This is a genomic window from Aeromonas sp. 55A, assembly GCF_051919665.1.
In the GTDB taxonomy this organism is placed as follows: domain Bacteria; phylum Pseudomonadota; class Gammaproteobacteria; order Enterobacterales; family Aeromonadaceae; genus Aeromonas; species Aeromonas veronii.
Genome location: NZ_JBQBEH010000008.1, coordinates 2,958,475 through 2,976,241 on the forward strand (window position 1 = coordinate 2,958,475; position 17,767 = coordinate 2,976,241).

Sequence of the window (17,767 nt, forward strand, 5' to 3'; positions counted from 1 at the left end):
GTTGCCATCTGTGGTTGTTTGGCCGGGTTGAGGTTCAGATGTTGTAAAATGACCACCCGTCCGCTGTCACCGTCTTGTCACCGGCTTGCGCAAAAATGTTAGTTCATTGGCGCAAGGGTGAAGGAGGTCGGGATGAAAAACAGCCATGAAACCGGATGGGCTCTGCTCTTGCTGGGCGCCGCCCTGCTGCTGGTTCAGATGCTGCCAGCCCGCTACTGGCCTGACAATGCCGGTCTGCTGGCGATCTTCTCCCATCCGGTGAAAGGGGAGGCGGCCGCCGAGGGATTGGCGTGGCGAGAGTGGCAGGATCACAGTGCAGCGACCCGGATGGCGCTTCGTGTAGCCCGACCGCTGCCGGATGCTCCTCAGCCTTGATATCTATTGCCGATTACCTGTCGTGAAGGCGTGAAATTATCAACCATTGGTTGATAGTTCTTATCTATCTTGCTGGATTGTTCACCTTTAATGGCTGGGGGATAATCGATTCCAACAGCGATATCCCCTCCGGTATCGCCCCTGATACTTTGTTGGAGTCTGCTTTATGTCCCTCGCCCCCGTCTGGTTTATCTCGCACGGCGCACCGGATCTGGTGCTGCGTGAGCAACCCGCCACCCGCTTTCTGCGAACCCTGCGTCTGGGTGAGCTCAAGGGGCTGGTGGTCATCTCCGCCCACTGGTTCAGCCGCGAGTTACAGATCAACGTCGAGCCCAAACCGGCCTTGATGTACGACTTTTACGGTTTTCCCGAGCCCCTCTACCGGATGCGCTGGCCTGCCAGCAGCCCCGAGTGGCTGCAACAAGGGGTGAGCGACCAGCTGGCACTGGCCGGACTGACCGCCACCCAGGTGCGGCGCGAGCTGGATCACGGGGTCTGGTCGCCGCTCTCCCTGATCGACCCAAACAGCGAGATCCCGCTGGTGCAGATCTCCATTCCCGCGAGCTTCACCCCGGCCCAGTTGTGGCAACTGGGAGAGGTATTGGGGGCGCTGCGCAGTCAGGGGATTGGCATCCTCGCCTCCGGCGCCATCACCCACAACCTGCGGGCGCTGGCACCGGAAGGCTCGCCAGTGCCGGAGTGGGCCAGCCAGTTTGTCGACTGGCTGGAGCAGAAGATGGCCGACGAGGATCGGCTGGCGCTGCTCGACTATCGCCAGCAGGCCCCCGGAGCGGTGGAGTCTCATCCCCACGATGATCATCTGCGCCCGCTCTTTGTTGCGTTGGGGTCGGCCGATGGTGTGGCGCCCACCCGGCTGCACGAAAGCTGGGATGGCGGCAGCCTCTATATGGGCGCCTACCGCTTCGGCTGATAGCCTCTCAACAAGACCCCGCCAATTGGCGGGGTCTTGTTATTTTCGGCGTAGTGATTTAGCCGATGGTAGTGGTGATTGAGCTGATGCTACTCAGGGGACCACTACCCGGCTCTCGCCGCCGCCGAGGGCTTCGACTCTGATCTGCACGCCAATCCGTTCTACCAGCGTCTGGACGTGGGAGATGACCCCGATCTGGCGACCGGCGGCCTGCAGGGAGTCGAGGCTGGCGAGCGCCAGATCCAGACTGTCCGGATCGAGGGTGCCGAACCCTTCGTCAATAAACAGCGACTCGACCTGGGTCTGGCGTGACGAGAGGCTGGAGAGGGCCAGCGCCAGCGCCAGCGACACCAGAAAACTCTCGCCGCCGGAGAGAGAGTCCACCGAGCGCACCTCGTCCCCCATATCGAGATCCACCACCTGCAGCGCCAGATCGGTGCCGGGCACCCGCTCCAGTCGGTAGCGGGGCGAGAGCTCGGCGAGCTGGGCGTTGGCCTCCAGCAGCAGACGCTCGAGGGTGAGGCTCTGGGCGAAGGTGCGGAACTTGGCGCCGTTGGCCTGCCCGATCAGATCGCACAGCTGCTGCCAGTGGTCGGCCACCGCCTGCTGGGCGGCCAGTTCCTGTTGCAGGCTGCCCGCCTTGAGCGCTGCGGCTTCGGCCTGTGCCAGCTTGCTCTTGCACTCGAACAGCTGCTCTTCAAGGGCGCGACAACGGGCATCGAGCGCCGTCAGCTGCTCGCTCAGCTCTGCATCCGGCAGGGCGGCCAGCTCGGGATGGTGCTCGCGATAGCGATCCCGCTTGCTCTCCTCCAGCGCCAGCGCCCGTTGCCGCTCGGCAAGGCGGGTACGCGCTTCACCAAGGGCATCTTCCAGCCCTTGCAGGGCAGAGCGGCGAGCCTTGAGTTCATCGGGGCTGATGGCGAGCAGGCGGCGAAGGTCGTACTCGGCAATGCCAAGGGTGCTGGCGTGGGCAGCCCAGCGCCCCAGCACCTCCCGCTTGCGGCGGCTGCTGGTCTGCTTTTCCTGCTCCACATGGGTGAGGCGGGTCTTGAGTTCAGTCTGCCGCTCCCGCAGAGCACGGCCGCCGCTTTGCATCAGCTCCAGTTCGCTGGCGAGTTGTTGCAGTCGTTGCTGCCAGCGGCTCTCGACCAGCGGGATCTCCTCGCCACCCAGACAGGCGGCACGGCTGGTGAGCAGCCCCTGACGCTGCTGTTCGTGCTCCTTGTAGTCCCGCTCGAGTTTGTGCAGCAGCTCGCGCTGGGTCTGCAGGCGTGCCTCCTGCGCACTCAGGGCGGGGGTGAGGCTGGCGATCTCGCTGGCCAGCCGCTCCCACTCGCTCTGGCCGTGCAGCCAGGCTTCGCAGGCTCGCTGCCACTCGTGCCACTGCTGGCTGCCGAGCCACTGGCGCCACGGTTGGCCGCCCATCTGCTCGTCGAGGCGGTGGGCGCCTTGCTCAAGGCGCTGGCGCAGGGTCGCCTCCTGCTCGCCCATCCCCTTCACTTCCCCTTCCAGCGCGATGCGCTGGCGATCGGCCTCCTGCCACTGCTGGTCAAACTGCTGGTGCTGGGCAGCCAGTTGGCTCAGTTGCTGACGCACCCCTTGCAGCTGTTGCTGACCAAGCTGGGCCTGACGCAGCTGCTGCTGGCTCTGGGCCAACCCCTGCTCCAGCGCCTGGCCACGGCCAAGCAATGTGCTCATCAGCTCGTTCCACTCAATGGGGCTCTGGCGCAGCGGCAGCGGATGGTCGAGCAGGGTATCGCCCCCCAGCTGTTGCCAGCGCTGGGTCAGCTGCTCGGCGCGGGTTTCCAGCTCCGGCAGATGTTGCTGACGCACCGCCAGCTGGCGGGCCAGCTCCTGACGCTCGCTCTCGCACTGAATGTACTGATGGTTGAGCTGCTCCCATTCGAGTTCGAGGCTTCTGACCCGCTCCGCCAGCTGAGCCAGGATCCCCGCCACCTGGGGCTGGCTCTGGCTGTAGGGGTGCTCCCCGGAACCGCACAGCGGGCAAGGTTCGCCATCGCTCAGGATATGGCGATACTGCTCGAAGCTGGCGATAGCGCGGGACTGCTCCAGCGCGTGGCGCGCCTCATCCCGCTGCAGGGCGAGCCGCTCGCGGGCCGGTGCCAGCTCTTCGCTTAGGGTGGCGAGCTTGCCCAGCGCCTGCTCCAGCTGGGCAATCTCCTGCTGCAAGCGGCCATGTTGCTCGCCGTGGTTGCGGCCATAATCGGCCAGCTCCAGCAGCTGACGCAGCTGACCCAGCTGTTCGGTCTGCTGCTGCCACTGCTCCTGCGCCTTGGCGAGGCGGCTCTCCCACTGTTGCTCCTGCAGCTCGTTCTGTTGCTGTTGCAGCCTGTCTTGTTCATGTTGCCAGTAGTCGCGCTCCTGCTGACCTTGCTCCAGTTGGCGCTGCAACTGTTGCAGGGCGCGCAGCTTGTGATCCCGCAGGGTGAGCAGCTGTTGCAGCTTGTCGGCATCCTCGGCCCAATCCTGCATGGCGGTGAGCAGGGGCTGCCACTGGCGGGCCACCGGTGCCAGCTCCTTGTGCTCTTCGAGCCAAAGGCCCCACTGCTGGTGCTGCTGCTTGAGCAGCTCCACCTGTCTGCTCTGCTCGCGCCAGCCCTGCTCGAGGGTGAGTTGCACTTCTCGCTCCTGCGCCCCCTCCTGCTGGATCTTCTGCAACTGCTGCACTTTTTCCCGGATGCGGGTATCGAGCTCCTGCGCCCGCTTGAGTTCGGGTTGCAGGGCGCCCCACTCCCGCTCGGCGGCAATCTTCTCCGCCAGCAACTGCTGTTCGGTCAGCGCGCTCTGCTGGGTCTGCTCCTCGAGCTTGGCCAGCTCTGGGCCCAGCTCGGCGATCACCTTCTCCTGCTGCTGCACCTCAAGGGTGAGGCGGGCCAGCTCGTCGTGATCGGCGCGGGCTACTTGGGCCTGTTCGGCACGTGCAAACTCCTCGCGCTCGGGGGCCGCGGCGCCGTGGGCCTGCAGGGCGGCATCGAGCGCCGCCTGTCCCTCGGCGCAGCCCTGCAGCTGGGCGGCAATACGGCTGTTGAGGTCGCGCAAGTCCTGCATCAGCTGCTGCTGTTGCTGCTCGTGTTTGAGGGTGGTGGAGAGGCTTACCTGCTGGCTTACCCACTGTTCGCGGGTGGCCTCGTCCATCAGCGCCACATCGCCGAGGCGCTGGGCGATGGTGGCCAGCTTCTGCTGCTCTTCCCGTGCCCGTTCATAGGTCTGGATGGAGATGGCGGAGTAGAGCTCGGTGCCGGTCATCCGTTCGAGCAGGGCGGAGCGCTCGTTGGCATCCGATTTGAGGAAGGCGGCAAATTCCCCCTGCGGCAGGATCACCGCGCGGCGGAACTGCTCCCAGGAGAGACCCACCAGCTCGTCGATGCGATCCTGCAGCTCCCGCTTGCTGCCGGAGAAAACCTGCCCTGACTCCACATCGGTCAGGGTTCGCTCCTGCGCCTGAAAACGCCCCTCCGAGCGGTTTCGCGCCCGGCGCACCGCCCAGCGGGCCAGCCAAATGCGGCCATCGCAGCCACGAAACTGCACCTCGGCAAAGCCGCTGGCGTGGCCGCGACTGAGGATGCCACGCACGTCGTTGGCCTTGAGCTTCTCTTCGTCATCCATGCGGCCCACTTCGGCCACGTTCTTGCGATTGGCAATAAAGCGCGGCATCTCGTCGTAGAGGGCCAGACAAATGGCGTCGAGCAATGTGCTCTTGCCCGCGCCAGTGTTGCCGGTGATGGCAAACAGACCGGCGGCGCCGAGCGCCCCCCTGGTAAAGTCGATGGTGAAGGGGCCGGTCAGACTGGCCAGATTCTCACCTGACAGAGACAAGATTTTCATTGGTTTGACTCCTTCACCTGCTCCAGGATCTCTTCAAACGAGGCGACCAGTTGTGCTTCGGGTTCCCCCTCGAACTGGCGCTGATAGCAGAGGCGAAACACCTCGGTGGGGGAGAGCTCATCGAGCCTGCGCCGCTCGCGACCATCGGCCAGCCCTTCGCCCGAGCCCTGATACTGGGTGCTGATGCGGGCCAGACGCACCGGTTTGTCTGCGATTGCGGCGAGAATGCGCTCGCGGATGCGCGCTTCTGGCTTGGGCAGCAGCAGCCGCACTTCGAGGAAGGGTTGTGCCTCTTGTGGACAAGCAGGCAGCTCGAGCGATGCGATGGCTTGGAGTGCGTCGTCGAGGCTGCTCTGGGGCAGGCGGATCATCTCCACCGCGCGGGGTACAGGGATCCGCTCCAGCCCGGCCAGTTTCCCCTCTGAAAAGGTCACTTCCAGCACCTGATGGTTGTAGTTGGCTTCGGCCAGCGAAAGCGGCAGCGGCGAGCCGCTGTAGTGCACCCCCTCGGCCGGGCTCTGGGCCAGATGGAGGTGGCCGAGCGCCGTGTAGTCGGCACCGGCAAAGAGTTCGGCAGGCAGTGCGTGTTGGTTGCCGCCGAGCACCCGCCGCTCCGACAGCTCCGAGAGCTGGCCCGCCGCCAGATAGGCATGGCCCATGGCGATGAGCGGCAGACCCTCCCCGCAGCGGGCGCGCCCTTCGGCCAATACCTCGGCGTAGATTTGGCGTACCCCTTCGATCAGCCGGTCCTGCCCTTCTTCCAACGGCTCCACCCGCAAGTCGCTGCTGCGCAGGAACGGCACGGCGGCGCACCAGGCGGCAATGTTGCCCTCCTTGTCTTGCAGCGCTACCAGCAGGCGGTCGGTCTCGAGCTTGCCCTCACTGTCGCGACTGATGCTGCCCACCAGATGCAGATCAAAGGCGCGCAGCAGCTCGTGGGGGGCATCGAGCTTGGAGGGAGAGTCGTGGTTGCCGCCGATCAGCACCATGTTGAGGTGGGGCATCTCGGCGCGCAGCCGCGCCAGAAAACGGTAGAGTTGTTGCCAGGCGCTGGCGGGCGGATTGGCGGTATCAAACAGATCGCCCGCTACCAACAGGGCGTCGATCTCGCGCGCCTTGAGGGTGTCGCTTAGCCAGTCGAGGAAGGCATCGTGTTCAAAACGGCGGTCATGACCATGGAGTTGATGGCCAAGATGCCAGTCGGCGGTATGGAGGATTTTCATTGGAAAGCAGCCCGGTTGCAGGGACGATGCCTATGGCACCCGATGGAGACAAGATGAGGATGCCCCGTGCTTTTTTCAAGTAAAACAGCGGTCTGTCATCAGTTCATGCGGGTTCGCAGCACATCTTGTACTGGGGGTGACCGGTGAGAGGATCGGACTCTTCACCCTTGATGACGAAACCGTGGCGACGATAGAAACGTACCGCCTGATCGTTCTCGACGAAGACCCGGGCGTAGAGCGACGCCCCCTGACGCTTGGCCTCCTGCAGCAGGGCGTGGCCGACACCGCGACCCTGACGGTCGGGACGCACAAAGAGGGCGGCGAGATAGTTGTCCACCAGCGCCATAAAGCCGAGCAGATCGCCGCGCTCCTCGAACACCCAGATGGCGGCACGATCGAGATAGCGGGTACGCAGATCCTCCTGGGCCTGCCACCAGCAGGAGGCATCGACGAAATCGTGGGCCTGCAGGGAGGCCAGCAGCCAGATTTCGACGATCTCTTCCATATCTTCCGGGCGACTGGGCCGCAACATAAATCCATCCTTGGTAACAACTTGTACACTCGCAGTCTAGGGGAACTTGACGGCCGTTCAGGTGATATAAATGAGACCCTGTGAGGTCGATCGCCCTTTATTTAGCGAGAATGATTGGCTGATCACAAAGCGCCTCTCTAGTACAATGCCCGCCGGACAATCTAGAGACCGAGGACGCCATGTGGTTTAAAAACCTGCAGATTTATCGCTTTACCCGCCCCTTTGACCTGACCGTGGATCAGCTGGAAACCCAGCTGGAAGCCTGTGCCTTCACCCCTTGCGGCAGTCAGGACATCTCCCGTTTCGGGTGGGTCAAGCCCCTTGGCAAATTCGGCTCAACCCTGACCCACTCTGCCTCCGGCCACATCCTCATCTGCGCCCGCAAAGAGGAGAAGATGCTCCCCGGCACCGTGGTCAAGGAGATGCTGGCCGAGAAGGTAGAAGCGATCGAGTTCGAACAGGGACGCGCCCTCAAGAAGAAAGAGAAGGAAGCGCTGAAAGAGGAGATCCTCCACACCCTGCTGCCCCGTGCCTTCAGTCGTACCAGCCAGACCTTCGCCTGGATCAATCCGGCCGACAATTTGATGGTGGTGGATGCAGGTTCTGCCAAGAAGGCGGACGATCTGCTGGCGCTGCTGCGCAAATCCATCGGCTCCCTGCCGGTGGTGCCGGTGGCCCTCAAGAACCCGCCCGAGATCACCATGACCGAGTGGCTGAACGAGGGCAATCTGCCAGCCTCCTTCACTCTGGAAGACGAAGCCGAGCTGCGCAGTGCCATGGAGCACGGCGGCATCATCCGCTGCAAGCAGCAGGATCTGATGACGGATGAAATCAAGAACCACCTGGCCAACGACAAGCTGGTGACCAAGCTGGCCCTCAACTGGGGCGAGACCGTCAGCTTCGTGCTGGGGGATGATCTCTCCATCAAACGCCTGAAATTCAGCGAAGAGCTGCGCGAGCAGAACGACGATGTCACCAGCGAAGATCCGGCCGCCCGTCTGGATGCGGACTTCGCGCTGGTGACCTCCGAGCTGTCCCAGTTTATCCCGGCGCTGTTTGCTGCCCTGGGTGGCGAAGAGCAGTCCATCTAACCGGACTTGCGCCTGTTTGGCCTCTGCCATCCCATCGTAAAAACCGCCTTCGGGCGGTTTTTTTATATCTATTGCGGATTGCCATTATTGATAGATGAGTAAGATATTGATCTTGCTCAATAACTTGAGCTGTCAGCGCCAATCGTGACATAGTCCCCCTTCATGGTCATAAAACAGACAAGGAGAGTGTCATGTTGCGCAAACCTCTGGGGCTGGCTGTCGCCCTTGCCCTGCTGGCCGGTTGTGCCAGTGACAACGGCTTTCACTACACCCCGCCAGCCCAGACCCTGATCGCGCCAGAAGCCGCCAGTGGCTGGACCGACAAACAGGGCTGGCAGGGCCATGACTTCATGGTGGCGGCCGCCAACCCGCTGGCGGTGGATGCGGGCTACCAGATCATCAAGGCCGGTGGCAGTGCTGTCGATGCCGCCATTGCGGTGCAGCTGGTGCTGACGCTGGTGGAGCCGCAATCTTCCGGGATCGGTGGCGGGACGCTGCTGCTGGTGTGGGATGGCCGCAAGGTGAGTGCGGTGGATGGCCGCGAGACGGCGCCGGCTGCCGCCACCGACCAGCTGTTTATGCAAGATGGCAAGCCGCTGGCGTTTTATGACGGGGTGGTCGGGGGCCGCTCGGTCGGCGTTCCCGGCACCCTGCGCGCTCTGGCACTGGCCCATCAGCGTTATGGCAAGTTGCCCTGGGCTGCGCTGTTCGAGCCCGCCATCACGCTGGCAGAACAAGGATTTGTAATAAGTCCACGGCTGGCCACATTGCTGGCCAAGGATCCCTATCTGGCACGGGATCCGCAGGCGCGAGCCTATTTCTATCAGACGGATGGCAGCCCCAAAACGGCGGGCACCCGGCTGACCAACCCGGCGCTGGCCAGGGTGTTGCGCACTCTGGCCACAGAGGGGGTGGATGCCTTCTATCAGGGGCCGCTGGCGGATGCCATGGTGGCCAAGGTTCGCCAGCATCCCACCAATCCCGGGGTACTGGCGGCCACCGATCTGGCCAGCTATCAGGCCAAACTGCGGGATGGCCTCTGCTTTGACTATCGCCAGAGCAAGATCTGCGGTTTCCCCACTCCCTCGTCCGGCACTCTGGCGCTCGGCCAGATTTTCGGCATGCTGGAGAGCCGTGATATGGCGGCCCTCAAGCCGATCACCACGAAGGAGGGGGGACTGGCTGCCTCCAGCGAGGCTATCCACCTCTACAGCGAAGCGGCGCGTCTGGCCTTCGCCGATCGCAACCAGTACGTCGCCGACAGCGATTTTGTCAGCGTGCCGGTGCAGGGGTTGCTGGACAAGGGCTATCTGGCCGAGCGCGGCAAGCTTGTCGGTCAGCACTCCATGGGGGTTGCCAAGCCCGGTACGCCTCCACTGGCGCTGGCGCGCGGCAAGGATGCGACCCCGGAACTCCCCTCTACCAGCCATGTCTCGATCGTCGACAAGGCGGGGATGGCCATCTCCATGACCAGCTCCATCGAGGATGGTTTCGGATCGCGTCAGATGGTCAACGGCTACCTGCTCAACAACCAGCTCACCGATTTCTCCTTCACCTCGGTGGATGCCGCCGGTCTGCCGGTGGCAAACCGGGTGGAGCCGGGCAAGCGGCCCCGCTCCTCCATGTCACCGCTGCTGGTGTTTGACAAGCCAAGCGGCGAGCTGACCATGACGCTGGGCTCGCCGGGGGGCTCCGCCATCATCAACTATGTGGGCAAGACCCTGCTCGGTACTCAGGATTGGGGCCTGAACCTGCAACAGGCCATCAACCTGCCCAACTTTGGCAGCCGCAACGGCCCCACCGAGCTGGAAGCGGGACGCACCCCCATGTCGGTGGTCGAGGGATTGAAGGAGAGGGGACACGAGGTGGTATTGAACGAGCAGACCTCCGGCCTGCAGGGGGTTGAGCGCAACGCTGGCGGCTGGTTTGGCGCTGCGGATCCGCGCCGGGAAGGGATCGCCAAGGGGGAGTGAGATTCCCATAGCAACAAGGCCAGCATGATGCTGGCCTTGTTGTTGATGGAGCGTGACGGAGCGCTTACTGGATACCCAGCAGCTCCACGTCGAAGATCAGGACTGATCCCGGCGGGATTTTGCCAGCGGCGCGGTCGCCGTAGGCGAGGTTGGCGGGGATGTAGAAACGGGTCTTCTCACCTTCCACCATCAGCTGTACCCCTTCGGTCCAGCCAGCGATCACCTGATTGAGGCCAAACTCGATGGGCTCGCCACGGGCGACCGAGCTGTCAAAGACGGTGCCGTCCAGCAGCTTGCCCTCGTAATGCACCTTCACCTTGCTGGTGGCGGTGGGGTGAACGGTGCCGGTGCCCGGGGTCAGCACTTCGTACTGCAGGCCGGAGGCGGTGGTGGTTACCAGCGGCTTCTCCTTGTTGCTGGCGAGGAACTCGGCGCCAATCCGCACGTTGTCAGCCGCCAGCTTCTTGTTGTTGCTGCTGGAGTAGAAGTAGTAGGCCACACCGGCGATGAGCAGCGCGATCAGTATGAATTTCATCGGTTTTTCCTGTTCCATGAAATGTAAAAAGTGCAATGAGGACGCCATCTTATCGCGCACCGCCCCTGATGGCGAGCCACAGGGCGGGAGGATGTGAGCGGGCAGGCAAAGCCCGGCGAGCTGGACGCAAAAAGGGGCGAGTCGCTGACTCGCCCCTTTTCATGGCAGCTGCGCTTACTTGGCGGCCACCATCATCAGGGCGGGCAGGGCGAAGAAGAGACCCGTTACATAACCCAGAGCCAGCAGCTTGTTCTCGCTGCCTACCCGGGCCAGCCCCTCGGCGGCGCGCACCGGCAGGTCGCGCAGGAAGGGGATGCCATAGATGGTGACCACGGCAAAGAGGTTGAACAGCACGTGGACCAGCGCGATGGTCAGGGCCAGCTGGGCACCGGCTCCACTGATGGCGGTGGCAGCCAGCAGGGCGGTAATGGTGGTCCCGATATTGGCCCCCAGAGTGAAGGGGTAGAGCTGACGGGTGCTGAACACGCCGCCGCCGGCCAGCGGGATCATCAGGCTGGTAGTGGTGGAGGAGGACTGCACCATGATGGTCACCAGCGCACCGGAGGTGATGCCGGTCAGCGGGCCACGGCCCAGCGCCTTGTGCAGCACCTCTTTGGCACGGCCAACCAGTACCTGTTGCAGCACTTTGCCGAGATAAGTGACGCAGGCGAGGATCAGCAGGATACCGATGACGATAGTGGCGATGGCGGCACCCTTGCCCGGCAGGAAGGCGACGGCGCTGTCAATCAGCTGCTGGGCCGGTGCGGTCAGCGGCTTCATGAAGTCCATGCCCTTCATCGACATGTTGGCGGAGCCTACCAGCAGGTTGGCCAGCCACTCGGCGCTGTGTTGCAGCAGGCCGAACATCAGCTCCAGCGGCAGGAAGATGAACACCGCCAGCAGGTTGAAGAAGTCGTGCACGGTGGCGGCGGCGAAGGCGCGGCGGAACTCGGCGCGATCCCGCACATGGCCCATGGAGACGATGGTGTTGGTGATGGTGGTGCCGAGGTTGGCACCCATCACCATGGGGATGGCCATGCTGATGGGCAGGCCGCCAGCCACCAGACCGACGATCACCGAGGTGACGGTGCTGGAGGATTGCACCAGCGCGGTAGCGAGAATACCCAGCAGCAGGGCGACAAAGGGGTTGTTGGCAAAGGCGAAGATCTGGGCTGCGCCCTCGGCGCCGCCGGAGAAATCTTTGAAGCCGTGGGAGATGGCGCCCACGGCAACCAGGATCAGGTAGACCAGTACGATGACACTCATCCAGTTGAACAGGGCGCGGGTCGCGGGCGGCTGTGACAAGGAGTGATGGTGTTGCATAAAGCCTCTTGAGACGGTCGTTCCGTCTTGGGTTGTTGATGACCCGCGCATTTAATCAGTGGTTAATGACAGAAATATGACAACGTGACATTTCGATGATGTTTTTATGACGACGAACTGCGGCGACAGGCGCTGACCGAGCCGGTTGGCTCTGGGGTGGCAAAAGGGGGGGACGAAAGCACTGCCGCCTTGTCAGCCGGAATGTGATCGCTACACTGCGCCCCTTTATTGGCAAGCAGGAGTAAACAAGATGATGCGTGCATGGATCCTCTCTCTGTCGCTGGGGCTGCTCTCGGCAGGGGCACAGGCCAGCCTGTTGAAAACCGACTGCAACCTCGACAAGGCCCTCAAAAACGAAGCGGTGAATGCCACTCTGGGAGTCAAGGGCAACTGTGATACCAGCAAGCTGGTGAAGCAGGAGAAAGAGAAGGTGAAAGCTGAGGTGCAAAAAGGCCGCAACGACCTGCTGGGCGAGAAGCGTGCCGACCTCAAGGAGAGCGGCAACGGTATGCAGCAGAAGATGGACAAGGCAAACCAGCAGCTGCACAAGGCGGAGCAGGATGCCAAGAGCATCGCTCGCGATCCGCTCAAGGCTGCGGCGACCGCCGTACTGGATAAGCAGTAAGCAGACCGGGCCCAAGCCCGTGTGACCGGCCACAGACCGGCAGCAAAAAGGGGAGCCATGGCTCCCCTTCTGTCTATCCATTATCCGCAAAGGATCAGGCGTCAGCCGCCTCTTCGTACTGGCGGAACGGGATGCGGAACACCGCCAGACGCAGGAACAGATAGGTTGCGCCGAGGCCCGCCCAGATCAGGCCCAGCTCCAGCGAGCTCTGCTCCAGGTTGATCCACAGAGCACCTATGGTGGCGGCGCCGAGCAACGGCATCAACAGGTAGATGACGTGATCCTTGAGGGTCTTGTTGCGCTTCTCGCGCACCCAGAACTGACCGATCACCGACAGGTTGACGAAGCTGAAGGCCACCAGTGCGCCGAAGTTGACCAGCGCCAGCGCGGTATCCAGATCAAACGACACGGCGGAGAGGGCCAGACCGCCCACCATCAGCACGTTGATAGCCGGAGTACGGTATTTCGGGTGGATGTAGCCAAATACCCGCTCCGGGATCATGCGGTCACGACCCATCACGTAGAGGATGCGCGACACACCGGCGTGAGCCGCCATGCCGGAGGCCAGTACCGCGACCGTGGTGCAGACCAGCACTACGGACTGGAAGAAGGTGCCGCCAACGTAGAGGGCGATCTCCGGCAGTACTGCATCCGGATGCTGGAAGCGGGCGAGGCTCGGGAAGTAGAGCTGCAGGCAGTAAGAGACCACCACGAAGATGATGCCGCCGATAAGGGCAGTCAGCACGATCGCTTTGGGGATCACCTTGCCAGCGTTCGGGGTCTCTTCGGAGAGGGAGCTCAGACCGTCAAAGCCCAGGAACGAGAAGCAGAGGATGGTGGCACCGGTAAAGAGCGGTACCAGCTGTGCTGACTCGAAGTGGAACGGACGGCTGCTCATCAGGGTGCCAGCCCCTTCACCGTGGTAGATGCCCCATGCCATCAGGCCGATAAAGAGGGTGATGATGGCCAGCTGGATCACCACGATCAGACCGTTGAAGTTGGCCACCAGATTGATGCCGCGCAGGTTCAGGAAGGTCATCACGGTCACCAGACCGAAGATGAACACCCAGGGCTCGACGCCCGGGAACATGGCGGTCAGGTAGATCTTGGCCAGCAGAATGTTGATCATCGGCATGAACATGTAGTCGAGCAGGGATGACCAGCCGACCATGAAACCGACGTAGGGGTTGAACACCTTCTGGGCATAGGTATAGGCAGAGCCCGCAGAGGGGAACTTGCGTACCAGATGACCGTAGCTGAAAGCGGTGAGCAGGATGCCACCCAGAGCCAGCAGATAGGCGGTGGCGACCCGGCCATCGGTGATGTCACCGACGATGGCGAAGGTGTCGAAGACAGCCATGGGGGTCAGATAGGCCAGACCCATCACAATCACTTGTGTCAGGGTAAGGGTCTTGAGCAGCTTGGCGTTTTGCGATGCCATTACGCTTTCTCCTCAATCAGTGCCGCAGCACGTGCTTGCAACGAGCGCAGGGATACGATGGATTCGCAAGCCTGTACATCAAGGGCGCCGGGGAGGCGCATACCGGGCTGTACCGGCAGGAAAGCATTAAAACGCCCCATTGTTATCCTCTCAACGTCGGGAGATTGTTTGGCAATCTCGGATATCACTTCCGGAAATGTTCCGGCCTCTTGTGGTGGGTTTGTACTGCACTTCAAAATAGAAAAACCGATGTCGCAGTGAACATCGGTCCTTTATTGGCGGCGTATTGTGCATTCGGTCAGCCCCCTTGACAAGCAAAAAAGGGCGGATTAACGCATTTTTTTGCATACGCAGGGGGCGGGTAAGTGGTCACTCGCCCCCGGCAGCCGTCCCCGAGCCGCTCCCCCCTTTTCGGGGGGAAGAGAACCCTGTCGTAACGTATGAAAAGTCGGCAAATCGGGGCTGCAGGGTGCATAGCGCCTCAACATTGATCCTGATCATATTTGCCGGCGTTCCCCCGTGCTCGAGTCCTGCGATCTTATCGGCTGGCGGGGGATGGGAGGGGGTGAAATGGAAAAAGAGTGATTGCATATCCATTCACATTAGTGACTAATGATAGGAGGCGACGCGGCTCGGGCCATGGCACGGCGAGCGGTCCGGCTGGGTAGTTATTTGAAATCAGTCACACTTCCTGCAGAAACCGCGTTTCTGGCAACCAGCTCGCCGCAAAAACAACAAGGAGCCCGCAGGCTCCTTGTTTTGTATGGCGGTATGGTTGAGCCGCGATTACTGGGCGATCTCCACCTTGTCAGCAGGTTGTAGCGGGATGCGGAACACGGTGAGGCGCAGGAACAGGTAGATGGCACCCAGCGCCGCCCAGATCAGCCCCAGCTCGAAGGAGGCGGGTTCCAGATTGAGCCACAACACCCCGATGCAGGCGGCGCCACAGAGCGGCAGCAGCAGGTACATCAGGTGATCCTTGAGACACTTGTTGCGGCCTAGCTTCACATAGAAGTGGGCAATCACCGCCAGATTGACGAAGGTGAAGGCCACCAGGGCGCCAAAGTTGATCAGTGCCAGTGCCATCTCGAGATCGAACGATACCGCGGAGAGGGCCAGCAGACCGACCAGCAGCACATTGCATGCCGGGGTCTGCCACTTCGGATGCACATAGGAGAAGAAGCGACTCGGCAGAGCGCGATCACGACCCATTACATAAAGCAGGCGCGACACCCCGGCGTGAGAGGCGAGTCCCGAGGCCAGCACCGCCACCGTAGTGCAGACCAGTACCACCGCCTGGAACAGTTTGCCACCGACATAGAGAGCGATCTCCGGCAGGACTGCATCCGGTTGCTTGAAGCGGGAGATGTCCGGGAAGTAGAGCTGCAGGAAGTAGGACGTGCTGACAAACAGCACACCGCCGATCAGCGCCGTCAGCACGATGGCGCGGGGGATCACCCGATCCGCGTCCGGGGTCTCTTCCGACAGGGTGCTGATGGCATCAAAGCCGAGGAACGACAGACAGAGGATGGAGGCACCCATCAACAACGGCGAGATGTTGATCTGCTCGGAGAAGAAGGGACGGCTGCTGGCCACGGTCCCCAACCCTTCACCGTTGTGGACGCCCCAGGCGATCAGGCCGATGAAGACGGCGATAATACTGAACTGCATGATGACGATCAGGCTGTTGAAGTTGGCCACCAGCTTGATGCCGCGCAGGTTGAGTATGGTCATCACCGCGGCCAGTCCGAAGATATAGGTCCAGGGCTCCACCTCGGGGAAGAGAGCCTGCAGATAGATCTTGGCCAGCAGCATGTTGATCATCGGCATGAACATATAGTCGAGCAGGGAGGTCCAGCCCACCATAAAGCCGACATAGGGGTGAAACACCTTCTGGGCATAGGTATAGGCGGAGCCTGCCGACGGGAACTTGCGTACCAGATGGCCGTAGCTCAGGGCTGTGAACAACATGCCGATGAGGGCAAAGAGGTAGGCGGTCGGCACATGGCCTTCGGTAATTTCGGTGACGATGCCGAAGGTATCGAATACCGCCATGGGAGTGAGGTAGGCAAGACCCATGACCACGACCTGCCACAGTTTCAGGGTCTTTTTCAGACCAACCGGTTGGGCGTTCATCATGCCTGTTCCTCACGCGGTGCCAGGGCGGCACACTCCATCAACGAAACCGGGAGAGAGGCCCGGAAATCAAGGGCGCCGGGGTGGCGCGCGCCGGTCAGAGCCGGCAGGAAAGCATAGAGATGCCCCATGTTGTTCCTCACAGAATGTGGTGTCGGGAGATTGCTGCCAATCTCGCTATCTTTTCCGGGGGTGATCCGGCCTCGTTTATGGGTTTGTTCGCTGCACAAAAAAGGACCGGTGAGATGTGGTGATACCGGTCCTTGCAGTGGCGGCGCATTGTGCATTTGCAGGGCCCCCTTGACAAGTAAAAAAGGGGGGCGAAACTGCATTTTTTTGCACAGGTTAGCGATTGCTTTCCTGCTGGTCAGTCCAGCACGGCCTCCAGCGATTTTTCAAGGAGTCGCAACCCTTCGTCAATCACTGCCGCAGGGGCGGTCAGGGGGGCGAGAAAACGGATGACATTTGCGCGCACCCCGCATGAGAGCAGGATCAGACCGCGTTTGCCCGCCTCGGTCACCAGACGTTTGGTGAGGTCGGGATCGGGCCGGCTGGCATCACGTTGTTTCACCAGTTCCATGGCCACCATGGCTCCGGGTCCACGAATTTGACCTATGCAGTCAAAACGCTCGGCTATGCGTTCCAGTCCCGCCTTGATCTGCTCACCTTGCGCCTGGGCCTTCTGGTTGAGCTGCTCCTCTTCGATCACCTGCAACACCGCCAGCGCGGCGGCGCAGGCAATGGGGGAACCGGCATAGGTGCCACCCAGGCCCCCCGGCTTGGCGGCGTTCATGATCTCTGCCTTGCCGACTACTGCAGAGAGCGGGAAGCCCCCCGCCAGACTCTTGGCCAGGGTCATGATGTCCGGCTCGATGCCGGCATACTCGGTGGCGAAGGTCTTGCCGGTGCGGCAGAAGCCGCTCTGGATCTCGTCACAGATGAGCAGAATGCCGTGCTGATCGCAGATGCTGCGCAGCTTTTGCATAAAGCTCGCGGAGGCAGGATAGAAGCCACCTTCTCCCTGTACCGGCTCGATGATGATGGCGGCAACGCGGGAGGGTTCGATGTCGGCGCTGAAGCAGAGATCGAGGGCGTACAGGGCATCCTCTTCACTTACCCCCAGATAGTCGGCGGGGAAGGGGATGTGGTAGACCTCACCCGGGAAGGGGCCAAAGCCGGTCTTGTAGGGGACCACCTTGCCGGTGAGCGCCATCCCCATCATGGTGCGGCCGTGAAAGCCCCCCTTGAAAGCGATGGTGCCGCTGCGACCGGTATGGGCGCGGGCGATCTTGATGGCGTTCTCGACTGCCTCGGCACCGGTGGAGAGAAACAGGGTGCGTTTCGGGGTCGGGCCGGGCACCAGGGCGTTGAGCTTTTCGGCAAGCTCGATATAGCCCGGGTAAGGGGTGACCTGAAAGCAGGTGTGGCTGAATTTTTCCAGCTGCTCGCGCACCGCCGCCACCACCTTCGGGTGGTTGTGGCCGGTGTTGAGCACGGCGATGCCGGAGGCAAAGTCGATGTAGCGGTTGCCCTCCACATCCCACAGCTCGGCATTTTGCGCACGGTCGATAAAGACCGGCAGCAGGGTGCCGACGCCGTTGACCACGGCCGCTTCACGGCGTGCTTGCCACGCCTTGTTTGATTCTGACTGACTCATCTTTCCTCCCTGAGGGGCCGCAGCCCCGGATATTCCCTGAAAATGTGGTGGGCGATCTGGCGCCCATTACCGCCGAACA

General features: G+C 62.1%; 14 protein-coding genes. 5 read left to right on the forward strand and 9 right to left on the reverse strand.

The genetic code is table 11. The features are described from left to right. Positions 1-132 precede the first annotated feature (132 nt). Together ACTG2G_RS17780 and ACTG2G_RS17785 are read left to right on the forward strand one after the other, a co-directional pair. Positions 133-375, forward strand: coding sequence for a hypothetical protein (locus ACTG2G_RS17780; RefSeq protein WP_270656213.1), 243 nt, complete (start codon positions 133-135; stop codon positions 373-375). A 166-nt stretch (positions 376-541) separates the two neighbouring features. Beyond that, positions 542-1,306 carry a DODA-type extradiol aromatic ring-opening family dioxygenase gene (locus ACTG2G_RS17785; RefSeq protein WP_201990819.1) on the forward strand — a complete coding sequence of 255 codons (765 nt, stop codon included), beginning with the start codon at positions 542-544 and terminating at the stop codon, positions 1,304-1,306. A gap of 93 nt (positions 1,307-1,399) precedes the next feature. Here the strand turns inward: ACTG2G_RS17785 and ACTG2G_RS17790 are convergent, their stop codons facing one another. The 3 genes from ACTG2G_RS17790 to ACTG2G_RS17800 form a co-directional block, all read right to left on the reverse strand. After that, positions 1,400-5,152, reverse strand: a complete 3,753-nt coding sequence (locus ACTG2G_RS17790) for an AAA family ATPase (RefSeq protein WP_439985710.1) — start codon at positions 5,150-5,152, stop codon at positions 1,400-1,402. Beyond that, positions 5,149-6,375, reverse strand: a complete 1,227-nt coding sequence (locus tag ACTG2G_RS17795) for an exonuclease SbcCD subunit D C-terminal domain-containing protein (protein WP_439985711.1) — start codon at positions 6,373-6,375, stop codon at positions 5,149-5,151. The genes ACTG2G_RS17790 and ACTG2G_RS17795 overlap by 4 nt, the downstream gene beginning before the upstream one ends. Before the next feature lie 103 nt (positions 6,376-6,478). Further along, on the reverse strand, positions 6,479-6,907 hold the full coding sequence (locus ACTG2G_RS17800) for a GNAT family N-acetyltransferase (protein WP_216978334.1): 429 nt from the start codon (positions 6,905-6,907) through the stop codon (positions 6,479-6,481). A 179-nt stretch (positions 6,908-7,086) separates the two neighbouring features. Here ACTG2G_RS17800 and rdgC point away from each other — a divergent pair, with 179 nt between their 5' ends. Together rdgC and ggt are read left to right on the forward strand one after the other, a co-directional pair. Beyond that, positions 7,087-7,998, forward strand: a complete 912-nt coding sequence (gene rdgC, locus ACTG2G_RS17805; RefSeq protein ID WP_005350107.1) for a recombination-associated protein RdgC — start codon at positions 7,087-7,089, stop codon at positions 7,996-7,998. A 191-nt stretch (positions 7,999-8,189) separates the two neighbouring features. Then, positions 8,190-9,971: a gamma-glutamyltransferase gene (gene ggt / locus ACTG2G_RS17810; protein ID WP_429205311.1), complete on the forward strand. Its 1,782-nt coding sequence runs from the start codon at positions 8,190-8,192 to the stop codon at positions 9,969-9,971. Between the two features lie 64 nt (positions 9,972-10,035). Here the strand turns inward: ggt and ACTG2G_RS17815 are convergent, their stop codons facing one another. After that, positions 10,036-10,506: an FKBP-type peptidyl-prolyl cis-trans isomerase gene (locus tag ACTG2G_RS17815; RefSeq protein ID WP_005347462.1), complete on the reverse strand. Its 471-nt coding sequence runs from the start codon at positions 10,504-10,506 to the stop codon at positions 10,036-10,038. Positions 10,507-10,680: 174 nt separating this feature from the next. Continuing rightward, on the reverse strand, positions 10,681-11,829 hold the full coding sequence (locus ACTG2G_RS17820; RefSeq protein WP_429205309.1) for a Na/Pi cotransporter family protein: 1,149 nt from the start codon (positions 11,827-11,829) through the stop codon (positions 10,681-10,683). 250 nt (positions 11,830-12,079) lie between these two features. Between ACTG2G_RS17820 and ACTG2G_RS17825 the strand changes: the two genes are divergently transcribed. Continuing rightward, entirely contained in the window at positions 12,080-12,454 is a 375-nt protein-coding gene (locus ACTG2G_RS17825; protein ID WP_227342259.1) for a hypothetical protein, read from the forward strand. A 94-nt stretch (positions 12,455-12,548) separates the two neighbouring features. Here ACTG2G_RS17825 and ACTG2G_RS17830 read toward each other — a convergent pair whose 3' ends face one another. From ACTG2G_RS17830 to gabT, 4 genes are all read right to left on the reverse strand, one after another. After that, on the reverse strand, positions 12,549-13,895 hold the full coding sequence (locus ACTG2G_RS17830) for an APC family permease (protein ID WP_021230506.1): 1,347 nt from the start codon (positions 13,893-13,895) through the stop codon (positions 12,549-12,551). Next, positions 13,895-14,035, reverse strand: coding sequence for a hypothetical protein (locus ACTG2G_RS17835; RefSeq protein ID WP_005338239.1), 141 nt, complete (start codon positions 14,033-14,035; stop codon positions 13,895-13,897). Before ACTG2G_RS17835 ends, ACTG2G_RS17830 begins: the two co-directional genes overlap by 1 nt. Before the next feature lie 646 nt (positions 14,036-14,681). Next, the gene (locus ACTG2G_RS17840; RefSeq protein ID WP_216954322.1) at positions 14,682-16,031 is read right to left on the reverse strand and encodes an APC family permease; all 1,350 of its coding nucleotides are present in this window, start codon (positions 16,029-16,031) and stop codon (positions 14,682-14,684) included. 367 nt (positions 16,032-16,398) lie between these two features. Beyond that, positions 16,399-17,688 (reverse strand): 4-aminobutyrate--2-oxoglutarate transaminase, encoded by a 1,290-nt coding sequence (gene gabT / locus ACTG2G_RS17845; protein ID WP_421171739.1) that lies wholly within the window; start codon positions 17,686-17,688, stop codon positions 16,399-16,401. Positions 17,689-17,767: the final 79 nt, after the last annotated feature.